Raw genomic sequence first — 21,376 nt, 5'->3', positions numbered from 1 at the left:
CTTCAGGAGAACTTCATGACCTCTACCGCTTTTGCCGACATTGCCAGACAGCGCCGATCTGTTCGCGGTTTTATCTCCAAGCCGGTTGAGCAAACCCTGCTCAATCGCGTTTTTGAGACCGCCTCAACGGCGCCGTCGAACTGTAATACCCAGCCTTGGGAATGTGCAGTGGTCAGCGGTGATAAGCTGGAAACCTTGCGTCAGCGTATCCCAGACGCCTTCGCATCCGGTCAGTGGACGATGGATTTTCCCTATGACGGCAAGTATGCCGGGGTATACAAGGAGCGGCAGTACCAGGCAGCCGCCGACCTCTACGCCGCAATGGGTATTGCCCGGGAAGACAAGGTCGGTCGCAATGCCCAGTTCATGCGTAACTTTGAATTCTTCGGCGCGCCGCATGTGGCCTTTATCTTTTTGCCGGAACCCTTCGGGCTGCGAGAGGCTGCCGATTGCGGCATGTTCGCCCAGAATCTGATGCTCAGTCTCACCGCCGAGGGCTTGGCAAGTTGTCCCCAGACTGCGCTGAGCTTCAATGCCGACCTGGTGCGTGAAGTGTTGGATATTCCGCCAGAGAACAAACTGCTGTTTGGTATTTCCTTCGGTTACGAAGATGCCGAAGATCCCGCCAATCGTTGTCGCACCCAGCGCGCTCCGCTGGGCGAGTGCATCCGTTTTTACGATTAATCCGCAAGCCTACGGCCAATTTATTTAGCGAGAAAAATAATGAGCGAAACTGTACTGCAGGAGCTGGATGACCACGGGGTTCTGCTGCTGACGCTGAACCGCCCCCAGCGCAAAAACGCTTTCAGTAATGAACAGTGGCAGGCCTTTGGCGATGCCATCGAGGCTGCCGGTGAGAATCCCGCTGTGGCGTGTGTGGTGGTGACCGGTGCAGGCAAGGATTTCTCCAGCGGTGTGGACCTTGCTGATTTTGGCGAGTCAGAGGGCGAGCACCCCTTTAATGCCTGCGCGCGGAAGTTGGTGAATTTTGATAAGCCCGTGGTGTCAGCAGCAAAAGGCGTTGCTGTCGGCGGCGGTGCAACGCTGCTACTGCATACCGATGTGGTTTACGTAGGTGAATCCCTGCGCATGCGCTTCCCTTTCACCTCCTTGGGTCTGGTGCCGGAGTGGGGCAGCAGCTACCAACTGCAGGCCGTTATTGGCGCGCGTCGCGCCGCAGAGCTGATGTACACCTCGGAGTGGTTAGATGCCGGTAAAGCGCTCAGCGTTGGTATTGCCACCGGCGTATTCAGCGATGAGGAGTTGCTGGACAAGGCGATGGCAAAGGCGCGGGAAATTGCCCAGTGGCCGGTCAGCTCGCTGGTGGAAACCAAGCGCCTGATGCGCGACGTTCATCGCAAGGCAATTCACGCCGCGATGGATGCCGAGCAGGCGGGGATGGAAAAACTGGCGGGTAAGCCAGAGAACATTGAAGCGGTGATGGCGATTCTCGAAAAACGTGCCCCGGACTTTTCCCAGTTCCGCAAATAATCCCGCCTCGTCTGTTCAGGCGACCTCCGTTCAGCCGATAGCGGCTGCTGCCGGGGCCATCGACAATGATGGCTCTGTGACAGGGAGGGCAGCACATGAAATTCTGGCAGGTCATCAGCTGGTGCGAAACCGAACATCTGGTTGAGGTAGCGCGCCACGCTGAACAGCTCGGCTTCGAGGGCGTGATCCTCGCCGAGCATATCTATTATCCCAAGCACAGTCGTTCCCATTATTTTTACTCGGAAGACGGTCGCTCCATTCAAAATGCCGATATGCCGTTTCCCGATCCACTGATCAGTTTTGCCGCGATGGCATCCGTCACTCAGCGTCTGAAAATGCTCACCGGTATCTATGTACTGCCACTGCGCCACCCGATTGAGGCCGCCAAGAATATGGCGACACTGGCGGTGCTCAGTGACAATCGATTTATGCTGGGTTTTGGCGCGGGCTGGCTACAGGAAGAGTTCGAGCAGTTTGGGGTGGACTTTCATCGCCGTGGTGGTCGGCTGGACGAAATGTTGACGATTATGCAAGCGCTTTGGCGTGGTGAGGAGGTCTCTTTCCACGGTGAGCATTTTCAATTAGATGACGTGAATATTCGCCCCTACCCGAGCAAGCCGGTCCCCTTGATTGGCGGGGGGCACTCGGGCGCGGCGCTGCGGCGCGCGGTGCGTTCCTGCGACGGCTGGTATGGACCGGGGAATACCTTGGCTGAGCTGCGGACTCAGGTTCCTGCGCTATTGCAAGCGCGTCGTGAGGCGGGTTTGCCCACCGAGGGCTACGAGGTGATTGCACCGCTCACTGAGCCGCTGACGCCTGATGCCGTCACTGAAATGTCGGCATTGGGGGTGACTGCCACGGTTTCCTATCCCTTTCTGTTTGGCATCGGCCCAGACGCTTCTCTGGCGCAGAAAAAAGCGTATATGGACGATGTGGCGGCACGTTTTATTCAATGACGCTGCCGTAACGCCGACATTCAGGCCGCCGAAAAGGCGGCCATGTCGAAGTAGTCCCGCCACTCGCAGATTTTCCCCTCGCGAAGCCTGAAGACGCCCATTACCGGCAAGTTCACTTCACTGCCGCTGATATGCAGCACGTCCACGCGCTCGTTCATTACTAGCTCTCCGTCACTGAGCTGCTGTTTTATTTGAAAGTCGATATGCGTCGCGGCAGCGATAAACCCGTCAATAAACGCGCGGATGTCGGCCTTTCCTCTGTGCGCCGGCCCCAGGGGAATATTGCAGTACTCCGCGTCGTCGCTGAAGAACGCCATGATGCGGTCGACGTCTCGATAGCTCCAGGCCAGCATGAAGCGGCGGATTAGGTGATCGTTATCTGGCATCGAAGAAACTCCGTACAGGTGGCCGCTGGCAGCTTGGAAGATTACAATGTCATTCAAATGAGTTTACAATGTAAACCTGTTGGCGTAAGTTCTCAAGCATCGAAACGTCGGGAGGCCGATATGCGAGATCTTGTTTACCACAGCCGTCGTGTGGCGATGTCCCACGGTATTGAGCAGCTATTGCGATTGTCAGCGCGCCGCGAGCCCGATGATCCTCGGGAGGACACTGAGGTGGCTGCAATGCTGAGTGTGCCACGGCACCCAGAAGATTTTGCGCCGTTGCAGAATCGCTGTTTTCAGAACCCCTATGCCTTCTACCGGATGCTTCGGGATGACTATCCGGTATACCTGTTGAAAAACGGGATTTACTGCATTTCCCGCTACGAGGATATTGTCGCTGTCAGTCGCGATACGGAACGGTTTTCATCGACCCACCAGGGCGTTGTTGCCGGTCTGAAACCCGGCCACAGTGTGATTCGTGAAGCGCAGAAACTGGCTCCTCTGGAGCGCATGGGCATCGCGCCGGGTGATGTACTGGCGCTGTCTGATCCGCCGGTGCATACCGCTGAACGCAAAGTCGCGCACAAGGGGCTTAACTCGCGGATCGTCAAGGCGATGGAGTCGGAGGTGGAGCAGCTTTGCCGCGAACTGATGGCGCGTTTTCTGCCCAGCGGCCGCGTGGAGTTCATGCGCGAATTTGCCTGGGCATTACCGATGCGGCTGATTATTCGCATGCTCGGCTTCCCGGAAGCGGATTATGAGAAAATCAAAACCTGGTGCGTTCACGGCATCGCTACCCAGAGTGGTATTGCCAGTCGCCGCGAACTGGCGCGCAGCCGCGCCGAAATGCTGGTTTTCTATCGCTACTGCTGGCAGCAGTTTATACGTGCCAGACGTGCCCCCCGCGATGATTTGAGCGGCGTATTTGTGCGCGGCGTGAATGAGGGTCACATGGATGCCAATACCGCGGTGTCGGGGATTATGCAGTTGCTCTTGGCGGGCAGCGATTCTTCCGCCACCAGCATGGGCAATGCCCTCAAACTGCTGATTGAAAATCCCGCCCTGCAAGCGCAAATTCGCGATGATATCGATGGTTTATTGCCCGCGTTTATCGAAGAAGTCTTTCGTCTTGAATCGGCTTTTCAGGGCCACTTTCGCTGGACGAAGGAGCCCGTCACCCTGCATGGACAGACGCTGCCCGCTGACAGCCGTCTCTTCCTGATGTGGGCGTCCGGCAACCGCGATGAGCGCGTGTTCGAGCAGCCCGATGAGATTCGCCTTGACCGCCACAATGGTAAAAAGCACCTGACCTTCGGGCACGGTATCCACGCCTGTATCGGCCGAGAGCTGGCGCGCACGGAGATCCGTATCGTGCTGCGTGAATTTCTGCTGCGAACGCGAGAGCTGTCGTTGGATGGCCCAGCCCCGTTTGTGGCCTCGATGTTTGCCCGTACGCTGCAATGTTTGCCCATCCGCTTTGCGGCCCGATGAGTGACGTCATTGCGGCAGACCTGTCCGGACTGATTTAATAGCCGCACAGACATGCCCGCCGCACGGCGATTTTTTTACTGCAGTTGCCCCGATGTACCTGCGCCAATCAGGATCACGCAATGACAGTCAGTCTTAACCGGCAACGCTTTGTAGATGCTGCCCTGAGCGTCATTGCCGAGGTGGGGGTGGAGCGGCTGTCCATGCGCAAAGTGGCTGCGCAGTTGGGCGTGTCGGCCATGGCCATGTACAAGCATTTTAATAACAAAGACGCGCTGTTGGCGGCGGCGTTCGATACCTTTATCGAGCGCGCGGAGGTGCTGCCCGATGAGTCGCTGGCCTGGGATGGCTGGCTGGAGCAATTAGCCCGCAATATGTATCGCGCGCTGAGCGGCGAAATGCGGTGGGTACCGCTGCTGGGTACCATGCCCCTGGGCAGCAATGCGCTGAAAGTCACGGACCGGGTGATTGGCAAAATGCAGGATGCCGGGTTCAGTGCCGATCAGGCCGTGCGCTGCTACATGGCGATGATTCAACTGGTGGTGGGCGCGGTCTGCCTGCGCGCGACGCTCTACGTTGAGACTGCCGAGAGCGCAGAGGAATCGCTGTCGCCCGTTACCCATTCCTATCTTCAGGACCCCAGCAGCCAGCGCCTGTATGTAGCACCGGTGCTGGAAGCGGTGGTGCGTGAAGAGCCCATCGATATCAGTTTGGCTTACCTGATTGATGGATTTCGGCAGCAGTTACCTGCTGCCGATTAATCCGGCTTGAGTCGCCGCGCGGCGTCCGGCTCGACGGCCAAAGAAGGTCGCATCGCCCACCGACATTCCGCTGGCGTAGCCTTTGGCAGTGCGGGGTAAGCCGGCCGTCGCCCGCCCGGCGGCAAAGAGGCCGGGAATCGCCTGACCATTCATGTTGAGTACCTCACCATCGACATTGGTGTGAAGGCCGCCGAGCGTAAAAATCAGCGGCCCGGTAGTGCCGGGCATGATAATCGCCTTCATCGCATCGGCGGAGTACTCAAGCAGGGCAAACGGCGGTTTACTCAGCGGCTTCAGCCACTCTGCCGTTTTATGAAACAGCGGATCTCGGCCATTGCCTGCGTGCTCGTTGAAATAGCTGACTGTCTGCTCAAGGACCCCGGCTGGGAAAGGCGCCTCGGCGGCCAGCTCGGCAATGCTGTCGCCACTGGCGATGATCGGAGCGCGCTCGAGGTAATGTGAGGGCTCGTAATCTTCATCCTGCACCAGCAGATAAAATTTCTGATCTGGTTGCTGGCAGGAGTAATACGCCAGTCGCGCAAGGTAAGCATCCTCGTTGATATAGCGCTGACCCTGTTGATTCAGCAAAATACCGAAGGTCATTTTGGCGGGCGGGTACAGTGGAAACGACATAAAAGCCTGATCCATGTTAATGGCCTGTCCGCCTGCGGCCAGCCCCAGCACAATGCCGTCGCCCATGTCGTAGGTATTACCGTAAGGCACCGCATATTGGTGTATCTCCGGCAGGTATTGTCGGGTCATGGCCTCGTTCATCACAAAGCCACCCGTTGTCAAAATAACCCCGCGTTCAGCGCGCAGCGCGATTTCCTGGTTATTCTGCTTGGCGATCACGCCGCAAATGGCGCCGTGGTCGTCGGCCAGCAAGGCCACTACTCGGGTGTCGTTCATCACTGTCACCCCGGCTTCGGCAACCCGTTGCATAATGGCATCCATGAAAATCTTGCCGCCTTCGTCACCTTCTTTTGAGGGTACATGGCCCCGCGGAACGGGCTGGGCTACGCGGTTGAAAGGGTGAGATTTTTCATTGCCGGTATACAGCAGCGACTCATCACTCAGCGGGACAACCGTGCGTTCGGTGAAGACGGCGCGCTTGTAGCTCACGCCCAGTGACTCCACCCAGTCAAAGTGGGCGGCGGCTCCCTCGGCGTAGCAACGGATTTTTTCCTCGTCGCCGAAGGGGCCAAGTGCTTCGTGTAAGTAGGCGAGCATATTCTCGGTGCTGTCCTCCAGCCCGAGTTCGCGCTGCAGTGCGGTGCCGCCGCTGCCGCCCAGGTACATTTCACAGCTCGACATGGCCGTTGAACCGCCACCTGCGCTGGCTCTCTCCAGAACGGTCACGCGGGCGCCGGCACGGGCTGCCTCCAGGGCGGCGGCGGCTCCGGCGCCACCGTAGCCGCAAATCAGAACATCGGTGGTGGCGGTGAAGTGTTCTACGCTGTTAACGGAGCGAATGGGGGCAGTAAAGCTGGATGGGGGCTGCATGCGGTGTCCTCATTATTGCTATTGTTGGTGGATTGCTCTTAACTTATCACTTGATAAGTATGAGTGTCGATATGGGCAGGTAATGATTGCCTGTCCTCTGGGAGTGGAGCATGGCGAAGAAATCCTCGCGGGAGCATATTGTTGCCGTCGCTACGGCGTTGTTCGCTCGACGGGGGCTGTCGGTGTCGCTGCGGGAAATCAATGACGCGGCGGGGCTCAGTGCCGCAGCGGTGCACTACCATTTCAAAAACAAAAATGCGCTGCTTGATGCAGTGTTGCGCAGCCGTCTGCGCTCGCGCGAATCACAGCAACAGCGTCTGAACGCCGCAATGGCATCGTCGGCGCCGGATGTGCCTGCTTTGGTCGGGGTCTTGACGGCGCCGCTAAGCGAAATATTGCTCGAAGACCCGGAAGGCGGGCGGGACTATGTGCGGGTGGTGGCTCGCCTGTACGCTGAGCAGGGGGACATGGCCGACTACGCGCTGATAGCGGAGTTTCGCGAACCGGTGGCTGAATTGATGGCGGCCTTCGCCAAGGTACTGCCCGCACTGCCACCGTCGGTGCTGCGCCTGCGCTATGGCTTTGCGCTGGAGACAATGGTGAATACCTTGGCGTGTGTGAATTTCCCCAGCCATTTGAGTGACCCAGGGCCGGGCGAAGAACTGGAGACGCTGGTTGCGGAGCTGCGCCGCTTTATTGCGGCGGGGTTTACTGCAGCGTATCCCTAAACATCGGCGGCGTTTGAATGGCAGGGGCTGCGCGTTTCTGTTATTAGTGGAATTTATAAGCTTCGCCAATAAAGAAACCGGGATATGTCGACGCCTTCATCTGCAAGTCATGATTACGAAGCGGCGATCAGCGAGATTGATCGTCAATATTTTATCGCCAACCCGCAACAGGATCTTGTTGCTGGCCGAAGCATTCCACCCAGCTCGGTATTGGAGCGCATCCTCAGTATCTGCGATTTTCCCGATGGTGCAAAGGTGTTGCACCTGGGCGCTGGCGTAGGATATGTCACCGCAGTGCTGGCGCAACTCGCCGGGCAGGTTATCGCCATTGAAAAGAACCCTTTGTTGGCGGATGTTGCCAGGGAAAAGCTGGAGGGACTGGGGCTTAACAATGTCGAATTGCGCACTGGCGATGGTGACGCCGGTGCGGCGGATGACGGCCCCTTTGATCTCATACTGGTTTCGACGCCGAGCATTGGCGAGCGGGAAAGCCTTTGGGAGCAGTTGGCGGTTGGCGGGCAATTTGTGTGTCTGGAAGCGGGCGATGCATCCAGGCAAGTGTTGGTGAAATACCAGAACCGCGGCAACCATAAAATCGCCCGGACCGAACATGGTTATATCGACTTCTTTGAAGACCAGGACCAGATTTTTGTAGAGTTGGGCCTGGTCACACCGGAGGTGCTTAGTCAGGCGCGTAAACATGCCAAGGCGAATCACAGCCTGATCGTCGATGAAATCAGCAAATTGCAGCACATGGACGAACTGAAACTGTACCGCTCGCTGGCCAAGCAATACGGTTTGGAGTTGGGCGATATTGACGAGCTGCTGGCGCGTATCGACACCAAGGTGTTTTCCCGATTTTCCAAGGCGTTTCTCGATCATTTGCAGGCGATCCCCATCTGTGTCGATGGCAGCCGTCTGCTGGTGGCCTGCACCAGCCCGGGTACCTCCATGCAGGAAATTCAGCTGGTATTCCCGGAGCTGAATATCGAGAAAGTACTGGTGACGCCGGTGGACTTTCGACGCTTGTGGAGCTCGCTGAATCGCGGCGGTAAATCAACGCCGCTGAGACCCGACAAAACCGACGTGAAATCGCCGGATGAAGACAAAGACCTGTTGCTCGACACTCAGGAACCCGATGCGCGGATGGTGGCTGTTTATGAAGCGCTGCTGTTGGACGCGGTAGCCGATCGGGCCAGCGATATTCATCTGGAAAAATACCGCGACCGTGCGCGGGTGCGCCTGCGGGTGGATGGTGAACTCCGCGACCTGCATCATTACCAGATCAGTGCGGCTGAGTATCGCGGGCTGGTGAATGTGGTAAAGCTGCGCGCCGACATGAATATTGCCGAGCGGCGTTTGCCGCAGGGCGGGCGTTCACAGGTACGGGTAGGCAACGACCGTTTTGACCTGCGGGTGCAGGTGCAGCCATCGTTGCATGGCGAGGATGTGGTGATTCGCCTGCTGCCGCAGAACTCGCCGCTGATCAGTATCGATGGTTTGGGTATGGCGCCGAGTATCGCCGCCCACTACCGTCGACTGTTGAATAACCCGGCGGGGCTGGTACTGGTCGTCGGGCCAACCGGGTCGGGCAAAAGCACCACGTTGAATGCCGGTTTGCAATTGCTGGCGAAGGACACCAGTCGCAAGGTGATTACCGTTGAAGACCCCATCGAATACTCGATAGACGATATTCAACAAACCCGCGTGCGGCCGGAGATTGGTTTCAGTTTTGCCGATGCCATGCGATCCTTCGTGCGGCAGGATCCGGACGTGATTCTGGTGGGGGAGATTCGTGACCACGAAACGGCGCTGGAGGCGATTCGCGCCTCTCAGACCGGGCATATCGTCCTGTCGACCCTGCATTGCAACGATGCGATTGACGCAGTGCAACGCCTCTTCGATTTGAATGTTCATCCCAACTCACTTTCCAGCGAGCTGTTGGCCGTGATTGCCCAGCGGCTGGCCAAGCGCATTTGCCCACATTGCAAAACCCCTGCAGAGCCGGATCCGGAGATTCTCCACGAGCTGTTTCCCAAAGACGCCCCGCGACATTTTCAGACCTTCTATGGCAAGGGCTGTGACCAGTGCCACGGTACCGGCACTAAAGGGCGGGTGGCGGTCATTGAATACCTGCAACTGAACGGTGAGCTGCGCGACAGTATTTCCCGCCGTATTCCCATGGGTGAGCTGCGTGCTCAGGCGCTGGATTCCGGCTTGGTGACCATGCGCGACAGCGCGCTCGACCATGTGATTCAGGGCAATATTCCGCTGACCGAGTTACCAAGAATTTTGCCGGAAGAGCGCATGGCGCCGGAAAAACGCGGGCAGTGGCAGGCCTGACAGGGAGATAAGACATCATGGCTGACAAGGCTGTACAACGACCCGCCGCCGAAGAATTGTTTCGCGAAGAACTGGACAGGCTCCGCGAGTGGGACCCCGGTCCGGTGCCGCCGGGCTGGCAGCTATCACCCTTTGCCGTTGAACATTTCATTCTGGGCAATGACGAGCTGGGAATAGACCGTAAGTTTGTGGCGCCGCGGGAATTGCTCAGCCGGGTGATCATTTCATTGGCCACCGGCCGCGGTGCCATGTTGATCGGTGAGCCGGGCACCGCGAAGTCCTGGTTGTCAGAGTTGTTGGCCTGTGCGGTATCCGGGCACTCAAAGCTGACCATTCAGGGTGGCGCGATTTCCCATTACCGGCAGTTGCTGTACGACTGGAATCAGGCGCTGCTGCAACGCGACGGGCCGACGCGCGACGCGCTGATTCCCGGCCCGATCTTTCGAGGGATGGCAGCGGGGCAGCTGGTGCGCTTTGAAGAACTGGCGCGCTGTCCGCAGGCAGTGCAGGACGCAATTCTGTCGGTGCTGTCGGAGCGGCAGTTGCAGATTCCCGAGCTGAGTGGCGATGATGCCACGCTCTATGCGCGGGAGGGATTTAATATCATCGCGACGTCCAACTCCTTGGATCGTGGCCTGTTTGATATGAGTGCCGCGCTGAAGCGGCGGATGAACTTTGAGACCATTGAGCCGATTAACAACATCAGTGATGAAATGGATGTGGTGAATCGCGAGGCGTCAAAATTGCTGACGCACTCCGGGGTAGACGTGGCACTGGATCCGATGATTATCGAGATGCTGGTCATCGTCTTCCACGAGTTGCGCAATGGCCAGACACTGAGCGGTCGCAGTACCGACCGGCTTGCGGCGGCCGTCATGTCGACGGCGGAAGCCGTCAATGTGGCGCATGCTATGGCGGTCTACGCCTTCTATTACCGAGAAGGCCGAATGCTGCCCGCTGACCTGATCCACTTCCTGCTGGGCACGGCGCTCAAAGATAACCCGAGAGACCGCCGGCGGGTGCGGCACTACTTTGATACCGAGGTGGTGAATAAAGACGGCGATCACTGGCAGCAACTCTATGCTCAGCGAGACCTGTTGAAGGATTAAGCGGCTCAGCCAGAGAAACAAAAAAGGCGGCTCTCAATGAGGGCCGCCTTTTTTAGGGCTGGGTGGTGCTCAGCTGGCTTTGCGCTGCGCCGTTGCTTGGGATTGTGCTGCCGCATTGATCACGGCCTGCAGTGAGGCGCTGACAACGTCGCGGTGCATCGCAACGCCCACATGGCGCTGGTTGTTGATGCTCAGCAGCACATAGGCTACGGCCTGTGAGGCGGTGCCGGTGTTCAGCGCGTGCTCGCTGTAGTCCAGTACTTCCACATTGTCACCAAAGTGCTGGCGCCAGCCATTAAGCAGCGCGCTGATAGCGCCGTCGCCACTGCCATGCAATGCCACGGCCTGACCGTGCAACGCAAAATGCAGACTGAGCTGATCCTGGCCATCGTGCTCGCTATTGCTCTGGCTCAGAGAAAAGTCCTGAATATCCGGGCCGCCTGCACGCAGGTAGGCGTCTTCAAATACCGACCAGATTTGCGATGGCGTCAGCTCGCCAGCGGTTTCTTCAGCGCGAGCCTGGACTTTGCGGCTGGCATCAATCTGCAGCCAGCGCGGCATGTTCAGGCCGTAGTCGTTCTCCAATACCCAGGCGACACCGCCTTTGCCGGATTGGCTGTTGATACGGATCACCGCCTCATAGTTACGGCCCAGGTCCGCCGGGTCGATGGGCAAATACGCCACCTGCCAGTGTTCATCGTCACGCTGTTTGCTCAGGCACTTCTTGATGGCGTCCTGATGGCTGCCCGAGAAGGCGGTAAACACCAGCTCGCCAGCGTAGGGGTGACGCGGGTGCAGCGGGATCGTTGTGCAGTGCTCTACCACGGAAATGATTTCGTCCATTTCCGACAGATCGAGCTGCGGATCGACACCCTGGCTGTAAAGGTTCATCGCCATGGTCACGATGTCCATGTTGCCGGTGCGCTCACCATTGCCGAGCAGCGTGCCTTCAATACGGTCCGCGCCAGCCAGCATGGCCATTTCGGCCGCCGCTACGCCACAGCCGCGGTCGTTATGGGTGTGAATCGACACCCGGTAGTCGTCGCGGTAGCGGCTGTGCCGACAGAAGTACTCAACCTGATCCGCAAAGACATTGGGCATGGCACACTCAACCGTCGCGGGCAGATTAATAATCAGCGGGTTGCCGGTGTCGCGCCATTGCTCAATCACGGCGTCGCAGACCTCAACGGCGTAGTCCACTTCGGTGCTGCTGAAGCTTTCCGGTGAGTACTGGAATGACCAGGCAGTGTCCGGGTTCTGAGCTGCGTAGTCACGCACCCACTTGGCGCCCTGCACTGCGATAGCGGTGATGCCGTCCTTGTCCAGACCAAATACGCGCTCGCGCTGTACCGGGCTGGTAGAGTTGTAGACGTGCACGATGGCCTGCTTGGCCCCCTTGAGTGCTTCAAAGCTGCGTGCGATCAATTCTTCCCGCGCTTGAACCAGCACCTGGACCGTCACATCTTCGGGGATGCGATTACCGTCAATCAGTGCCCGTACAAAATCGTAATCGGGTTGTGAGGCGGAGGGAAATCCGACCTCAATTTCTTTAAAGCCGAGCTTGACCAGCAAATCCCACATCCGCAGCTTCTGCTGAACCGTCATTGGTTCCACTAGCGCCTGGTTGCCATCGCGCAGGTCCACCGAACACCAGTCCGGTGCCTGCTCAATGGCGCGGTTGGGCCACTGGCGGTCGCTGAGGTCAATACGAGGTGTGGCGCGGTACTTGCTATGGTCGAAGCTCATTGTTTTTCCTGTCGTGAGGCTTGGCCTCATCATCTGTTGTGATCGATTCAGGCTCTGGGTAGCGAGTCTGGCTTCTTGGCTTCCCTCGTGAGGAAACCGGGCGCGTTGTCGAGGCGGGGTAGTGCCTGCGCTTCCGGCCTGGCTTGGAAAGGGTGTCTCCCTGTTTCTCAAGCACGGAGATAGTCTAAGGAATTGTTGTCGGCAGGTGCTTGCGAAGTTGGGGTAAAAATCAGGGCGAAGTTTTAAAAAATTGCTAAAAAATCTTTTTTATTAGAATATTATTTCTGTTAAATATTTTTGGTGGCTATATGATGGAACTCGATCGCTATGATCGCGCAATACTGGATGCCCTGCAGCACGATGCGCGCCTGACGAATCAGGATCTGGCGGAGCGCATCGGTTTGTCGCCGTCGCCCTGTCTTCGGCGGGTGCGCCGTCTGGAAGAAAGTGGGTTGATTGAGGGGTATCGCGCGCTACTGAATGCGCGCGAGCTGAATATGAAGCTGATGGCCTTTATTCACATCAGCATGGACCGTCATACTCCGGAGCGTTTCGAAAACTTCGAAAAAAAAGTGGCGGAGTGTCCTGAGGTGCTGGAGTGCCACCTCATTACCGGGCAGGATGCCGACTACCTGCTGAAGGTGATTGTGGAAGATATGGATGGTTTTCAGGCCTTGCTGCTGGAGAGGATTACGCGCATCGAAGGTGTTAGTGGCGTGCACTCCAGTTTTGTGATGAAGTCGCCGGTGCGCAAAACAGCGCTCCCGTTGGCATAGGTACTTTGGAATCGGGCTTCGCAGATGGATTTTGCCGTGCTTCAGCGGAAGGCATTGAGCACTGTGCTTGCGCAGTGCTGCCAATAAAAGGTCGCGCAATAAAGCGGCTGCTTTACCATGTTAGTGATACAATAAGGGCATTCGGAAACTATGGCAGCCGACATCGCGGTAGTCACCATTACTCACGCTATTCAACAGGCCGTTGCGCCGGTATTTTTACTTGCAGGCATTGGTGCCTTGCTCAACGTACTGACCAATCGACTTGCACGGATCATTGATCGATCGCGCAATCTTCATGCGCGTTTAGAGATGCTCGGTGAAGAGCGTTCTGCAACAGTACACGATGAGCTGGGCGTGCTTTCCCAGCGCGCCCGTATCGTTAACCGGGCGATCGGTTTCAGCACCATCAGCGCACTGTTGGTCTGCACCGTGATTGCCACGCTGTTTATGAGTGCACTGGCAGAGTGGAAAGGGGCTTATCTGGTCGCTGGTCTGTTCATCATGGCGATGCTCTGCCTGATCATTTCCCTGTGTAGTTTCCTGAGGGAGATTCAGCTGGGAACCCGCGTCATCCTCAACGGCCCCTGACGGGCCGCCAGTGGGGCACAGGCGCCTGCTATCATAGTTCCAGATCGCTCCCCTTCAGGTGTGGGGAGCCACCGCCACTTGTCTCTTTCTCCTCGCTTCCGAGTGTGTGGTGTCCGCGAATTTTTTCAAAAATAGGAGCGAAACCATGACTCAACGAATCGTGATTGTTGGTGGGGGCGCCGGTGGTTTGCCACTGGCCAGTGCGCTGGGCAAGCGACTGGGTCGCCGCAAAAAGGCCGAAATTACCCTGGTGGACAGCTGTGCCAGCCACATCTGGAAGCCGCGGTTTCACGAGGTCGCAACGGGTGCCATCGACGCTGATCTTGACGCAGTGGATTACCGCGCCCACGCGCGCCGTAATCACTACCATTTTGAGCTGGGCCGAATGCAGGGCCTGGATCGCGAGAAGCAGCAGGTCATTCTGGCTCCCCACGTAGACGCCGACGGTGAGGAAGTTCTGCCTGAGCGGCGGCTCGACTATGACTATGTGGTTATTGCCATCGGCAGTCGCGGCAATGATTTCAACACTCCCGGTGTTCGTGATCACTGTATGTTCCTGGATAGCCGCCAGCAGGCTGACCGCTTTCATGAGCGTTTTCTTGCCCTGTGCCTTCGGGCCAATCATCTGGCTGAGCAGATGTCGATTGCCATCGTCGGCGGCGGTGCGACGGGGGTGGAGTTGGCGGCGGAAATTCACCACGCCGTTGCCCTGTTGAAACTCTACGGTCACGAACAGCTCGACAGAAGTCGGCTGAAAGTCGACGTGATTGAGGCGGGCCCCAGCCTGCTGCCAGCCCTGAAACCGGAGCTGGCCGCCACGGTGAAGAAAGAGCTGGAAAAAATGGGCGTGACGGTGCACCTGGACACCCGGGTGAAAAGTGCCGATGACAAGGGCTTTGTCACCGCTGATGAACAGCGTATCGACGCCGATATTCTGGTATGGGCGGCCGGCATTAAAGCGCCGGAAATGCTGGCTGACCTTGGTCTCAGTCACAATCGCATCAACCAGATTAACGTGGCGCCCACCTTGCTCAGTGACGACCCTTCGGTCTTTGTGATCGGTGACTGCTGCGCCTGCGAAATGGGCGAGAATAAATTTATTCCTCCGCGAGCGCAGTCGGCGCAGCAGATGGCCAAGCATACGGCCAAGAATCTGTGCCGCCTGATCGATGGCAAGCCCTTGCTGGATTTCCGTTACCGCGATCACGGCTCCCTGGTTTCGCTTTCCAACTACACGGCGGTGGGGAGTCTGATGGGGAATCTGCGCAGCGGCTCGGTATTTGTCGAGGGCTGGCTGGCACGCATGATGTATATCAGTTTGTACCGTATGCATCAGGTCGCGCTGTATGGCTGGCTGCGTACCGGCATGTTGTTGCTTGCCGGGCGTTTTAATCGTCTGTGGCGGCCGCGCCTGAAGCTGCACTGAGCGGTGACCGGATCACCGGCCCATTTGTTGTGATGCGGGGGCGGTCTGGCAGGCTTGCTCAGGACCGCTGTCGGTGTCACCGTTCCTTACCCTTTCTTTTGCCTGCAGGAGTTGGCTGTGCGGAATAATGCGAAAGTGGCCGAGCACTTGGATAGCGAAGCAGAATGTGTGACGCGGGTGCGTCAACGCTTGGGCGATGATCTGCGCCTGGCGCTGCCACTGGGGCTGGGTAAGCCGGTAGGTCTCGTTGACGCCTTCTACCGGGAGGCCTGCGATGATCCGACGCTGACACTGCAGATACTAACCGCCCTGACACTTGAGCGGCCCGTTGAATCTGACCCGGTTCGCGGGCGTCTGCTGAGCCCGGTTTTCGACCGTGTATTTGCGCATTACAGCGAGCCGCTTTACGCCTCGGCAGTCAGGCAGCAGCGCTTGCCGAACAATGTGTCGGTCAGCGAGTTTTATTTCAAAGCGGGGTCGCGCACGGGCAATGCCGCAGCACAGCAGGATTACATCAGCAGCAACTACACCCACGCCGCAAGGGATGTGGCGGCGCGTGGCGCAAATGTGGTGATGCAGTTACTGGCTCGGCACCCGGATGGTCGCCTGAGTGCAAGCTGTAACCCGGATATGTCTGCCGAACTGCTGGCAAGGTTGCGCGATGAGGGGCGCGACTTCATCACGATCGGGGTGGTGCACCCGGATCTTCCTTTCATGTTTGATGATGCCGAGCTGGATATTGGCGAGCTGGATTACCTGCTCGACACCGACTCTCGCCAGCACGGCCTGTTTGCCATGCCGCGATTGCAGCCGATACCGGCTGCCGATTACAGCATTGGCCTGCTGGCCAGCAGTCTGGTGAAGGATGGTGGCACCCTGCAGTTGGGCATTGGCAGCATGGGCGACGCGATTGTGCAGTCGCTGCTGATGCGGGATCAGCGAAACAGTGAATACCGCCAGATGCTCGCAAACTGGCCGCTGGACATAGCCGAGGCCGCGTCGATCGGCGGCCTGAGTCCCTTTGAGCAAGGCTTGTATGGTGCCACTGAAATGTTCGTGGAAGGCTTTCTGCACCTCTACGAAGCGGGTATTTTGCGCCGTCGTGTATACGATTTCTGGGCGCTGCAAGCGTTGGTAAACAGTGGTCGTTGCGATCCCGACAAGTTGGATGCCGGGCTGTTTGCCGCGCTGGCTGATGAAGGTGTACGCGAGCTGCGGGGCAAAGACTTCGCTGTCTTGCAATACCACGGCCTGTTCCGGGACGACTGTCACTATCACGAGGGACAGATTCAGGCGGCGAGCGGCGAGTGCTGTCCCGCCAACTTGGCTAACCCGGATAGTCAGGCGTTTCTCGCGGCGCATTGTCTGGGTGAGGCTCTGCGTCACGGCAAAGTGCTGCACGGCGGTTTCTTCCTCGGCTCCGATGACTTCTACCAGCGTCTACGGGAAATGCCGGAAGAGCGCCGTCGGCAATTGGCCATGTGCGGCGTGAACAAGATTAATCAACTTGACCTGAATCCCAGGCTCTATCGACTGCAACGCCGAGATGCCCGCTTCATCAATACCGGCCTGAATGTCAGCCTGAATGGCGCGGTGGCCTCCGATACGCTGGAAAGCGGGCAGGTCATTTCAGGTGTGGGTGGGCAATATAACTTTGTGGCGATGGCGCATCAGTTGCAAACCGGGCGCTCGATGTTGATGATCCGCGCCAGTCGGCAGCAGAGCGGTGAAGCCGTTTCCAATATTCTCAGTCAGTATGGCAGTTGCACGGTTCCCCGGCATTTGCGGGACATGGTGATTACGGAATACGGCATCGCTGATTTGCGCTCAAAGCGCGATGCCGAGGTGGCGGCGGCATTGATCGGCATCGCCGACAGCCGCTTTCAGCCAGCGCTAATCCGGGAAGCCCAGCAGCGGGGTAAGCTGCCTGCGGATTTCAGTCTGCCCGAAGCCCGGCGACAGAATACCCCTGAAAGAATTCAGCATCGCATTGCTGAAGGGGAGCGCTCCGGACTGTGCCCCCGTTTCCCATTAGGTTGCGACTTTAGCGATCTCGAGTTGGAGGCGGGAGCGTTGCTGATAAGGCTGTCCCGCATGACGTGGCGTGAAAAAGTGCAGCTGCTGTGGCGTGGTTCATCTGCGTCGGGGCAGCAGCAGGAGATACTGCAGCGCTTGGCGCTGGACTCGCCTGAAAATCTGCACGAGAAGATACTGCGTCGACTGATTTGCGGCCTGCCGTCTTGAGTCTGATGACTTCGTCACAAAACTGCCTAACTGCCCGCGTCGCTAACAAGCTGTTTTAATTGTATTTTTTTGAGCATGTACGGGCCTTAGGCAGTACGCATGGGGGAAAATACCTGCTGTCGGGTGATATCGCTTCCGCTAAGGTGCAAACACGGTATGTTGGGTTTGAGAGCCGCATTGCAAACTCGCAAATAGCATGAGTGTTGACGCACTGAACGGGTGATATATGAAGGCCATGGTGATTGCTGCAGGTCTTGTTTTCGGCGTGCTTGGGAGCACTGCGGTGTTTGCAGCGCAGCCGGAAGACTGTCTGGACTGGAAGGTTGAAACACTGGATTCCGCATCCAATCGTTCGAGCTGTGCTTACTACATGCGCGATAAGGTCTCGACCCGCTTTCTGGTGGTCAACCACTGCGCAGCCAGGGTCAGCGGTGTTTTCAGTTATACCCGGGAAGATGCGATACGGCCGCTGAGCGTGCAGGCCTTTGATGTGGAGCCAGGGCAGACCGAAGAAGTGGCAAACCCCTGTGACAAGGAAGGGAAGTGGAAGGTTGAAGTGTCGCAGCTGAGTTATTAAGACACTCAGCCGGAGCAATAAAAAAGGCGTCGTGGAGAAACTCCAGACGCCTTTTTTTGTGCCTGGCTGTCAGAGATCAACGCAGGGTAAAGCGCTCCGGTGCCATGCCCATTACGCTTTCAGTGCTGCTGTCCATCGCAGCGGCGTGAGCTTTGGCGCGAGGCAACAGGCGGCTGAAGTAAAACTCCGCTGTTTCCAGCTTGGCCTGGTAGAACTCACGGTCACCACTGTCGGCGCTGTCCAGCTTTTCTGCTGCGACTTCGGCCATCATTGCCCAGTAATACGCCATCGACAGGTAGCCGCTGTACATCAGGAAGTCGTAAGAAGCCGCTGATACCGCGTCGCGATTGCGCGAGGCGCGGGCGAGCATCTTAACGGTCTTCCAGTTCAGGTTCAGCGTATAGCCGATCAGCTTGGCGCTGTAGCGGCGACGCTTGCCTTTGAGCAGTGAGCTGAAACCAAACTTGTAGAGTTTCTTACTGAAGCCGGCATAGAGTTTGAAACCGTCCAGCACGACCTTGCGACCGATCAGGTCCATGGCCTGGATGCCGGTGGTGCCTTCATACATCGTCGCAATCCTGGCGTCGCGGTAAATCTGCTCCATGCCGTGCTCTTTGATGAAGCCGTGGCCGCCGAAGACCTGCATGGCGTTGCTGGCTGATTCAAGGCCGGTTTCTGTCAGGAAGGCTTTCAGAATGGGCGTGAGGAAGCCGAGTTCGTTCTCATAGGCATCGCGCTCTTCTTCGGTTGGGGCGCTGACCATCAGGTCCGCATATTTCGCGGCATCGTAAATCATTGCGCGGCCGCCTTCGGCGAAAGCCCTTGCGGTCAGCAGCATACGGCGAACATCGCCGTGGTGAATGATCGCGTCACCGGCTTTGTCGGGGTTTTTCGAGCCAGACAGCGCGCGCATGGAGTAGCGCTCCATGGCGTAGGGCCAGGCGTTCTGGTAAGCCAGCTCGGACGCCGCCAGCCCCTGAATGGCCGTACCGATGCGTGCGGTATTCATAAACGTGAACATGGCGGCCAGGCCTTCGTTTTCCTTGCCGAGCATGTAACCGGTGGCGTCATCGAAGTTGATCACACAGGTGGCATTGCCGTGAATGCCCATCTTTTTCTCGATGTTGCCGCAGTTGACGCCGTTGCGCTCAGTCACGTTGCCCTCGTTATCGGAGAGGAACTTGGGCACGATAAACAGCGAAATACCTTTGGTGCCTTCGGGGGCGCCGGGTGTGCGAGCCAAGACGATATGCACGATGTTTTCGGCCATATCGTGTTCGCCGGCAGAGATGAAAATTTTCGTGCCGTTCAGTTTGTAGCTGCCATCTTGCTGGGGTTCGGCGCGCGATTTCATCTGCCCGAGGTCAGAGCCGCAGTGGGGCTCGGTCAAACACATGGTGCCGGTCCAGGTGGCCTCGCAGAGTTTGCTCAGATACAGATTTTTCTGCTGCTCATCACCGTGTACCAGCAGTGTGTTCATCGCACCGAGGCTGAGACCGGGGTACATGCCCCAGCTCCAGTTTGCCGTGCCCACCAGCTCCGATTTAATCAGGCCCATAGACATTGGCAGACCCTGGCCGCCGTACTCGGCAGGGTGAGACAGGCCCTGCCATCCGCCTTCAACCCACAAATCGTAAGCTTCTTTAAAGCCGGGCGGGGTGGTGACGTTGCCGTCTTCCCATTTGCAGCCATGCTCATCTCCGGGCTGGTTCAGCGGGGCTAAGACTTCCTCGGCAAACTTGGCCGCTTCGCCGATGATGGCGTCAACCATATCCGGTGTGGCTTCTTCGCCGCCGGGAACCTGAGTGTAGTGCTTCTGGTAGTCCAGCAGTTCATTGATAACGAAATTGATATCGCGTACCGGGGCTTTGTAAGTCGTCATGGCGGCCTCGTGCAGTGAAAGTCAGTAGTGGGATGCGGATATCCACATTGGAAGCGGAGCATAACGAATGCACTGCGGTGACAAATTGGCCGTGCGACGAAATAAAAAATGACAGTTGGGTCAATCTGGGCCGGCAGTTGCCGCAGCTGCCGATTGGCGCGGTGAGCGGGGATCGGACTGTGACTGCTTGAGTCTGGCCGTCGCAGTGGCGATACTGGCAGCATCGTTTTCAGTGGTGGACCAGCGTATGCAGGTTGATTACTCCCTTTGTTTGCAGCGCCTTGCGCTACCTGCTGGCGGGTATCTTGCCAGGCTGACCCTCAACGCCCCGGCGAAACTGAATGCCATTGGCCCGGAAATGGCTGAGCGTCTGCTGCACACACTGATAGTGTTGCGCGACGATGCTGAGGCGGTGGCGGTGTTTATCGACGGCGCCGGTGACCGCGGGTTTTGCGGCGGCGCCGATGTATTGCGGATGCTGGAATCGGCTCTGGCAAATCCCGGCGGTGCGGCCATTGAGGCTGAGGCTCTGCTGCGTTGCGAGTACATGGCAGCCTATCTCATCCACACCTTTCCCAAGCCGGTGATCTGCTGGGCCGACGGTCGGGTGCGCGGCGCCGGATTGGGGCTGATGGCCGGTGCCAGTCACCGCATTGTCACTGAACGCAGTCAGTTGTCGGTCTCCGAAGCCAGTATTGGACTCATCCCTACCGCGGGCGCCAGTTGGTATCTCGGGCAGATGCCGGGGCACACCGGCCTGTTTGCCGCTCTGACAGGCGTTGAACTGGGTCCGGCTGATGCCTTGTATTCCGGCTTGGCGGATTACTGCTGGGATTCCCAGAGCAAGGAGAGCTTGCTCAACAGCCTGCTTGAGCTGTCCTGGGAAGAGGATCCGGAAGCAAACAGCGAACTGCTCACCGATTGCCTCACTGACTGGGAAGTGGAGCAGGGGGTCAGCTTGCAAGACGCGCCGTTGAAGGCGCATCGACCATGGATAGATAAGCACTGCGAGCGTCGTTGTGTGAGGGCCTTACAGGCGGCGCTTGAACGCGATGCCCGTCGCAATGACTGGCTGGCATTGGCGTTGGATGGCGCTAATCGCGGCGCGGCCAGCGCCTTGAAGTTGATTGTCAGGCAGTTTGCCGACAGTCGTGGCCTTGGACTCGCCGATGTTTTCCGCTTGGAAATGGTACTGGCGGCAAATCGTCTTCGCGACCCGGAATTTGCTGAAGGCGTGCGGGCGCGCTTCAAGGACCGCGATGAATGCCCCAATTGGTGCTACCGCTGTGTCGACGAGGTGCCGGACGAGGAGACCAATGCGCTGTTTGTTCCGCCCTGGGACCGCCACCCATTGGCGGACCTCGGCCGCTGA

18 protein-coding genes are annotated in these 21,376 nt (G+C 57.9%); 14 read left to right on the top strand and 4 right to left on the bottom strand.

The features are described 5' to 3' along the window. Positions 1-15 precede the first annotated feature (15 nt). The 3 genes from AC5DB9_RS06345 (at position 16) to AC5DB9_RS06335 (ending at position 2,447) form a co-directional block, all read left to right on the top strand. Positions 16-684 (top strand): nitroreductase, encoded by a 669-nt coding sequence (locus AC5DB9_RS06345; RefSeq protein WP_272990491.1) that lies wholly within the window; start codon positions 16-18, stop codon positions 682-684. A gap of 39 nt (positions 685-723) precedes the next feature. Continuing rightward, entirely contained in the window at positions 724-1,491 is a 768-nt protein-coding gene (locus AC5DB9_RS06340; protein ID WP_022957614.1) for an enoyl-CoA hydratase-related protein, read from the top strand. 95 nt (positions 1,492-1,586) lie between these two features. Next, complete coding sequence (locus AC5DB9_RS06335) at positions 1,587-2,447, top strand: LLM class F420-dependent oxidoreductase (RefSeq protein ID WP_272990493.1); 861 nt, start codon at positions 1,587-1,589, stop codon at positions 2,445-2,447. 20 nt (positions 2,448-2,467) lie between these two features. Here AC5DB9_RS06335 and AC5DB9_RS06330 read toward each other — a convergent pair whose 3' ends face one another. Then, the gene (locus AC5DB9_RS06330; RefSeq protein ID WP_272990495.1) at positions 2,468-2,833 is read right to left on the bottom strand and encodes a nuclear transport factor 2 family protein; all 366 of its coding nucleotides are present in this window, start codon (positions 2,831-2,833) and stop codon (positions 2,468-2,470) included. Positions 2,834-2,953: 120 nt separating this feature from the next. On the opposite strand from AC5DB9_RS06330, the gene AC5DB9_RS06325 reads away from it, so the two are divergent. Beyond that, positions 2,954-4,324 carry a cytochrome P450 gene (locus AC5DB9_RS06325; RefSeq protein WP_272990497.1) on the top strand — a complete coding sequence of 457 codons (1,371 nt, stop codon included), beginning with the start codon at positions 2,954-2,956 and terminating at the stop codon, positions 4,322-4,324. A 119-nt stretch (positions 4,325-4,443) separates the two neighbouring features. After that, entirely contained in the window at positions 4,444-5,082 is a 639-nt protein-coding gene (locus tag AC5DB9_RS06320) for a TetR family transcriptional regulator (RefSeq protein ID WP_272990499.1), read from the top strand. Here the strand turns inward: AC5DB9_RS06320 and AC5DB9_RS06315 are convergent. After that, on the bottom strand, positions 5,065-6,585 hold the full coding sequence (locus AC5DB9_RS06315) for an FAD-dependent oxidoreductase (RefSeq protein WP_272990502.1): 1,521 nt from the start codon (positions 6,583-6,585) through the stop codon (positions 5,065-5,067). The two genes, AC5DB9_RS06320 and AC5DB9_RS06315, sit on opposite strands and share 18 nt — an antisense overlap. Positions 6,586-6,695: 110 nt before the next feature. On the opposite strand from AC5DB9_RS06315, the gene AC5DB9_RS06310 reads away from it, so the two are divergent. From AC5DB9_RS06310 to AC5DB9_RS06300, 3 genes are all read left to right on the top strand, one after another. After that, the gene (locus AC5DB9_RS06310) at positions 6,696-7,313 is read left to right on the top strand and encodes a TetR family transcriptional regulator (RefSeq protein WP_272990504.1); all 618 of its coding nucleotides are present in this window, start codon (positions 6,696-6,698) and stop codon (positions 7,311-7,313) included. An 84-nt stretch (positions 7,314-7,397) separates the two neighbouring features. After that, complete coding sequence (locus AC5DB9_RS06305) at positions 7,398-9,656, top strand: ATPase, T2SS/T4P/T4SS family (protein WP_272990508.1); 2,259 nt, start codon at positions 7,398-7,400, stop codon at positions 9,654-9,656. A gap of 17 nt (positions 9,657-9,673) precedes the next feature. Next, positions 9,674-10,765, top strand: a complete 1,092-nt coding sequence (locus AC5DB9_RS06300) for an ATP-binding protein (RefSeq protein WP_272990511.1) — start codon at positions 9,674-9,676, stop codon at positions 10,763-10,765. A gap of 69 nt (positions 10,766-10,834) precedes the next feature. Here AC5DB9_RS06300 and leuA read toward each other — a convergent pair whose 3' ends face one another. Continuing rightward, the gene (leuA, locus tag AC5DB9_RS06295; protein ID WP_022957605.1) at positions 10,835-12,511 is read right to left on the bottom strand and encodes a 2-isopropylmalate synthase; all 1,677 of its coding nucleotides are present in this window, start codon (positions 12,509-12,511) and stop codon (positions 10,835-10,837) included. A 311-nt stretch (positions 12,512-12,822) separates the two neighbouring features. On the opposite strand from leuA, the gene AC5DB9_RS06290 reads away from it, so the two are divergent. From AC5DB9_RS06290 to AC5DB9_RS06270, 5 genes are all read left to right on the top strand, one after another. Then, positions 12,823-13,287 carry an Lrp/AsnC family transcriptional regulator gene (locus tag AC5DB9_RS06290; RefSeq protein WP_022957604.1) on the top strand — a complete coding sequence of 155 codons (465 nt, stop codon included), beginning with the start codon at positions 12,823-12,825 and terminating at the stop codon, positions 13,285-13,287. Positions 13,288-13,437: 150 nt separating this feature from the next. Further along, positions 13,438-13,875, top strand: a complete 438-nt coding sequence (locus AC5DB9_RS06285; protein ID WP_272990514.1) for a DUF2721 domain-containing protein — start codon at positions 13,438-13,440, stop codon at positions 13,873-13,875. A gap of 145 nt (positions 13,876-14,020) precedes the next feature. Further along, positions 14,021-15,301 carry an NAD(P)/FAD-dependent oxidoreductase gene (locus AC5DB9_RS06280; protein ID WP_022957602.1) on the top strand — a complete coding sequence of 427 codons (1,281 nt, stop codon included), beginning with the start codon at positions 14,021-14,023 and terminating at the stop codon, positions 15,299-15,301. A 117-nt stretch (positions 15,302-15,418) separates the two neighbouring features. Continuing rightward, positions 15,419-17,545 (top strand): acetyl-CoA hydrolase/transferase C-terminal domain-containing protein, encoded by a 2,127-nt coding sequence (locus AC5DB9_RS06275; protein ID WP_272990517.1) that lies wholly within the window; start codon positions 15,419-15,421, stop codon positions 17,543-17,545. Between the two features lie 283 nt (positions 17,546-17,828). Beyond that, complete coding sequence (locus tag AC5DB9_RS06270; RefSeq protein WP_272990520.1) at positions 17,829-18,122, top strand: hypothetical protein; 294 nt, start codon at positions 17,829-17,831, stop codon at positions 18,120-18,122. Positions 18,123-18,198: 76 nt separating this feature from the next. Here the strand turns inward: AC5DB9_RS06270 and AC5DB9_RS06265 are convergent, their stop codons facing one another. Beyond that, positions 18,199-20,004: an acyl-CoA dehydrogenase C-terminal domain-containing protein gene (locus AC5DB9_RS06265; protein ID WP_272990522.1), complete on the bottom strand. Its 1,806-nt coding sequence runs from the start codon at positions 20,002-20,004 to the stop codon at positions 18,199-18,201. A 187-nt stretch (positions 20,005-20,191) separates the two neighbouring features. On the opposite strand from AC5DB9_RS06265, the gene AC5DB9_RS06260 reads away from it, so the two are divergent. After that, positions 20,192-21,376, top strand: a complete 1,185-nt coding sequence (locus AC5DB9_RS06260; RefSeq protein WP_272990525.1) for an enoyl-CoA hydratase/isomerase family protein — start codon at positions 20,192-20,194, stop codon at positions 21,374-21,376.

This window comes from Spongiibacter sp., from assembly GCF_984394615.1.
This window is presented reverse-complemented; position numbering and strand designations above follow the sequence as displayed.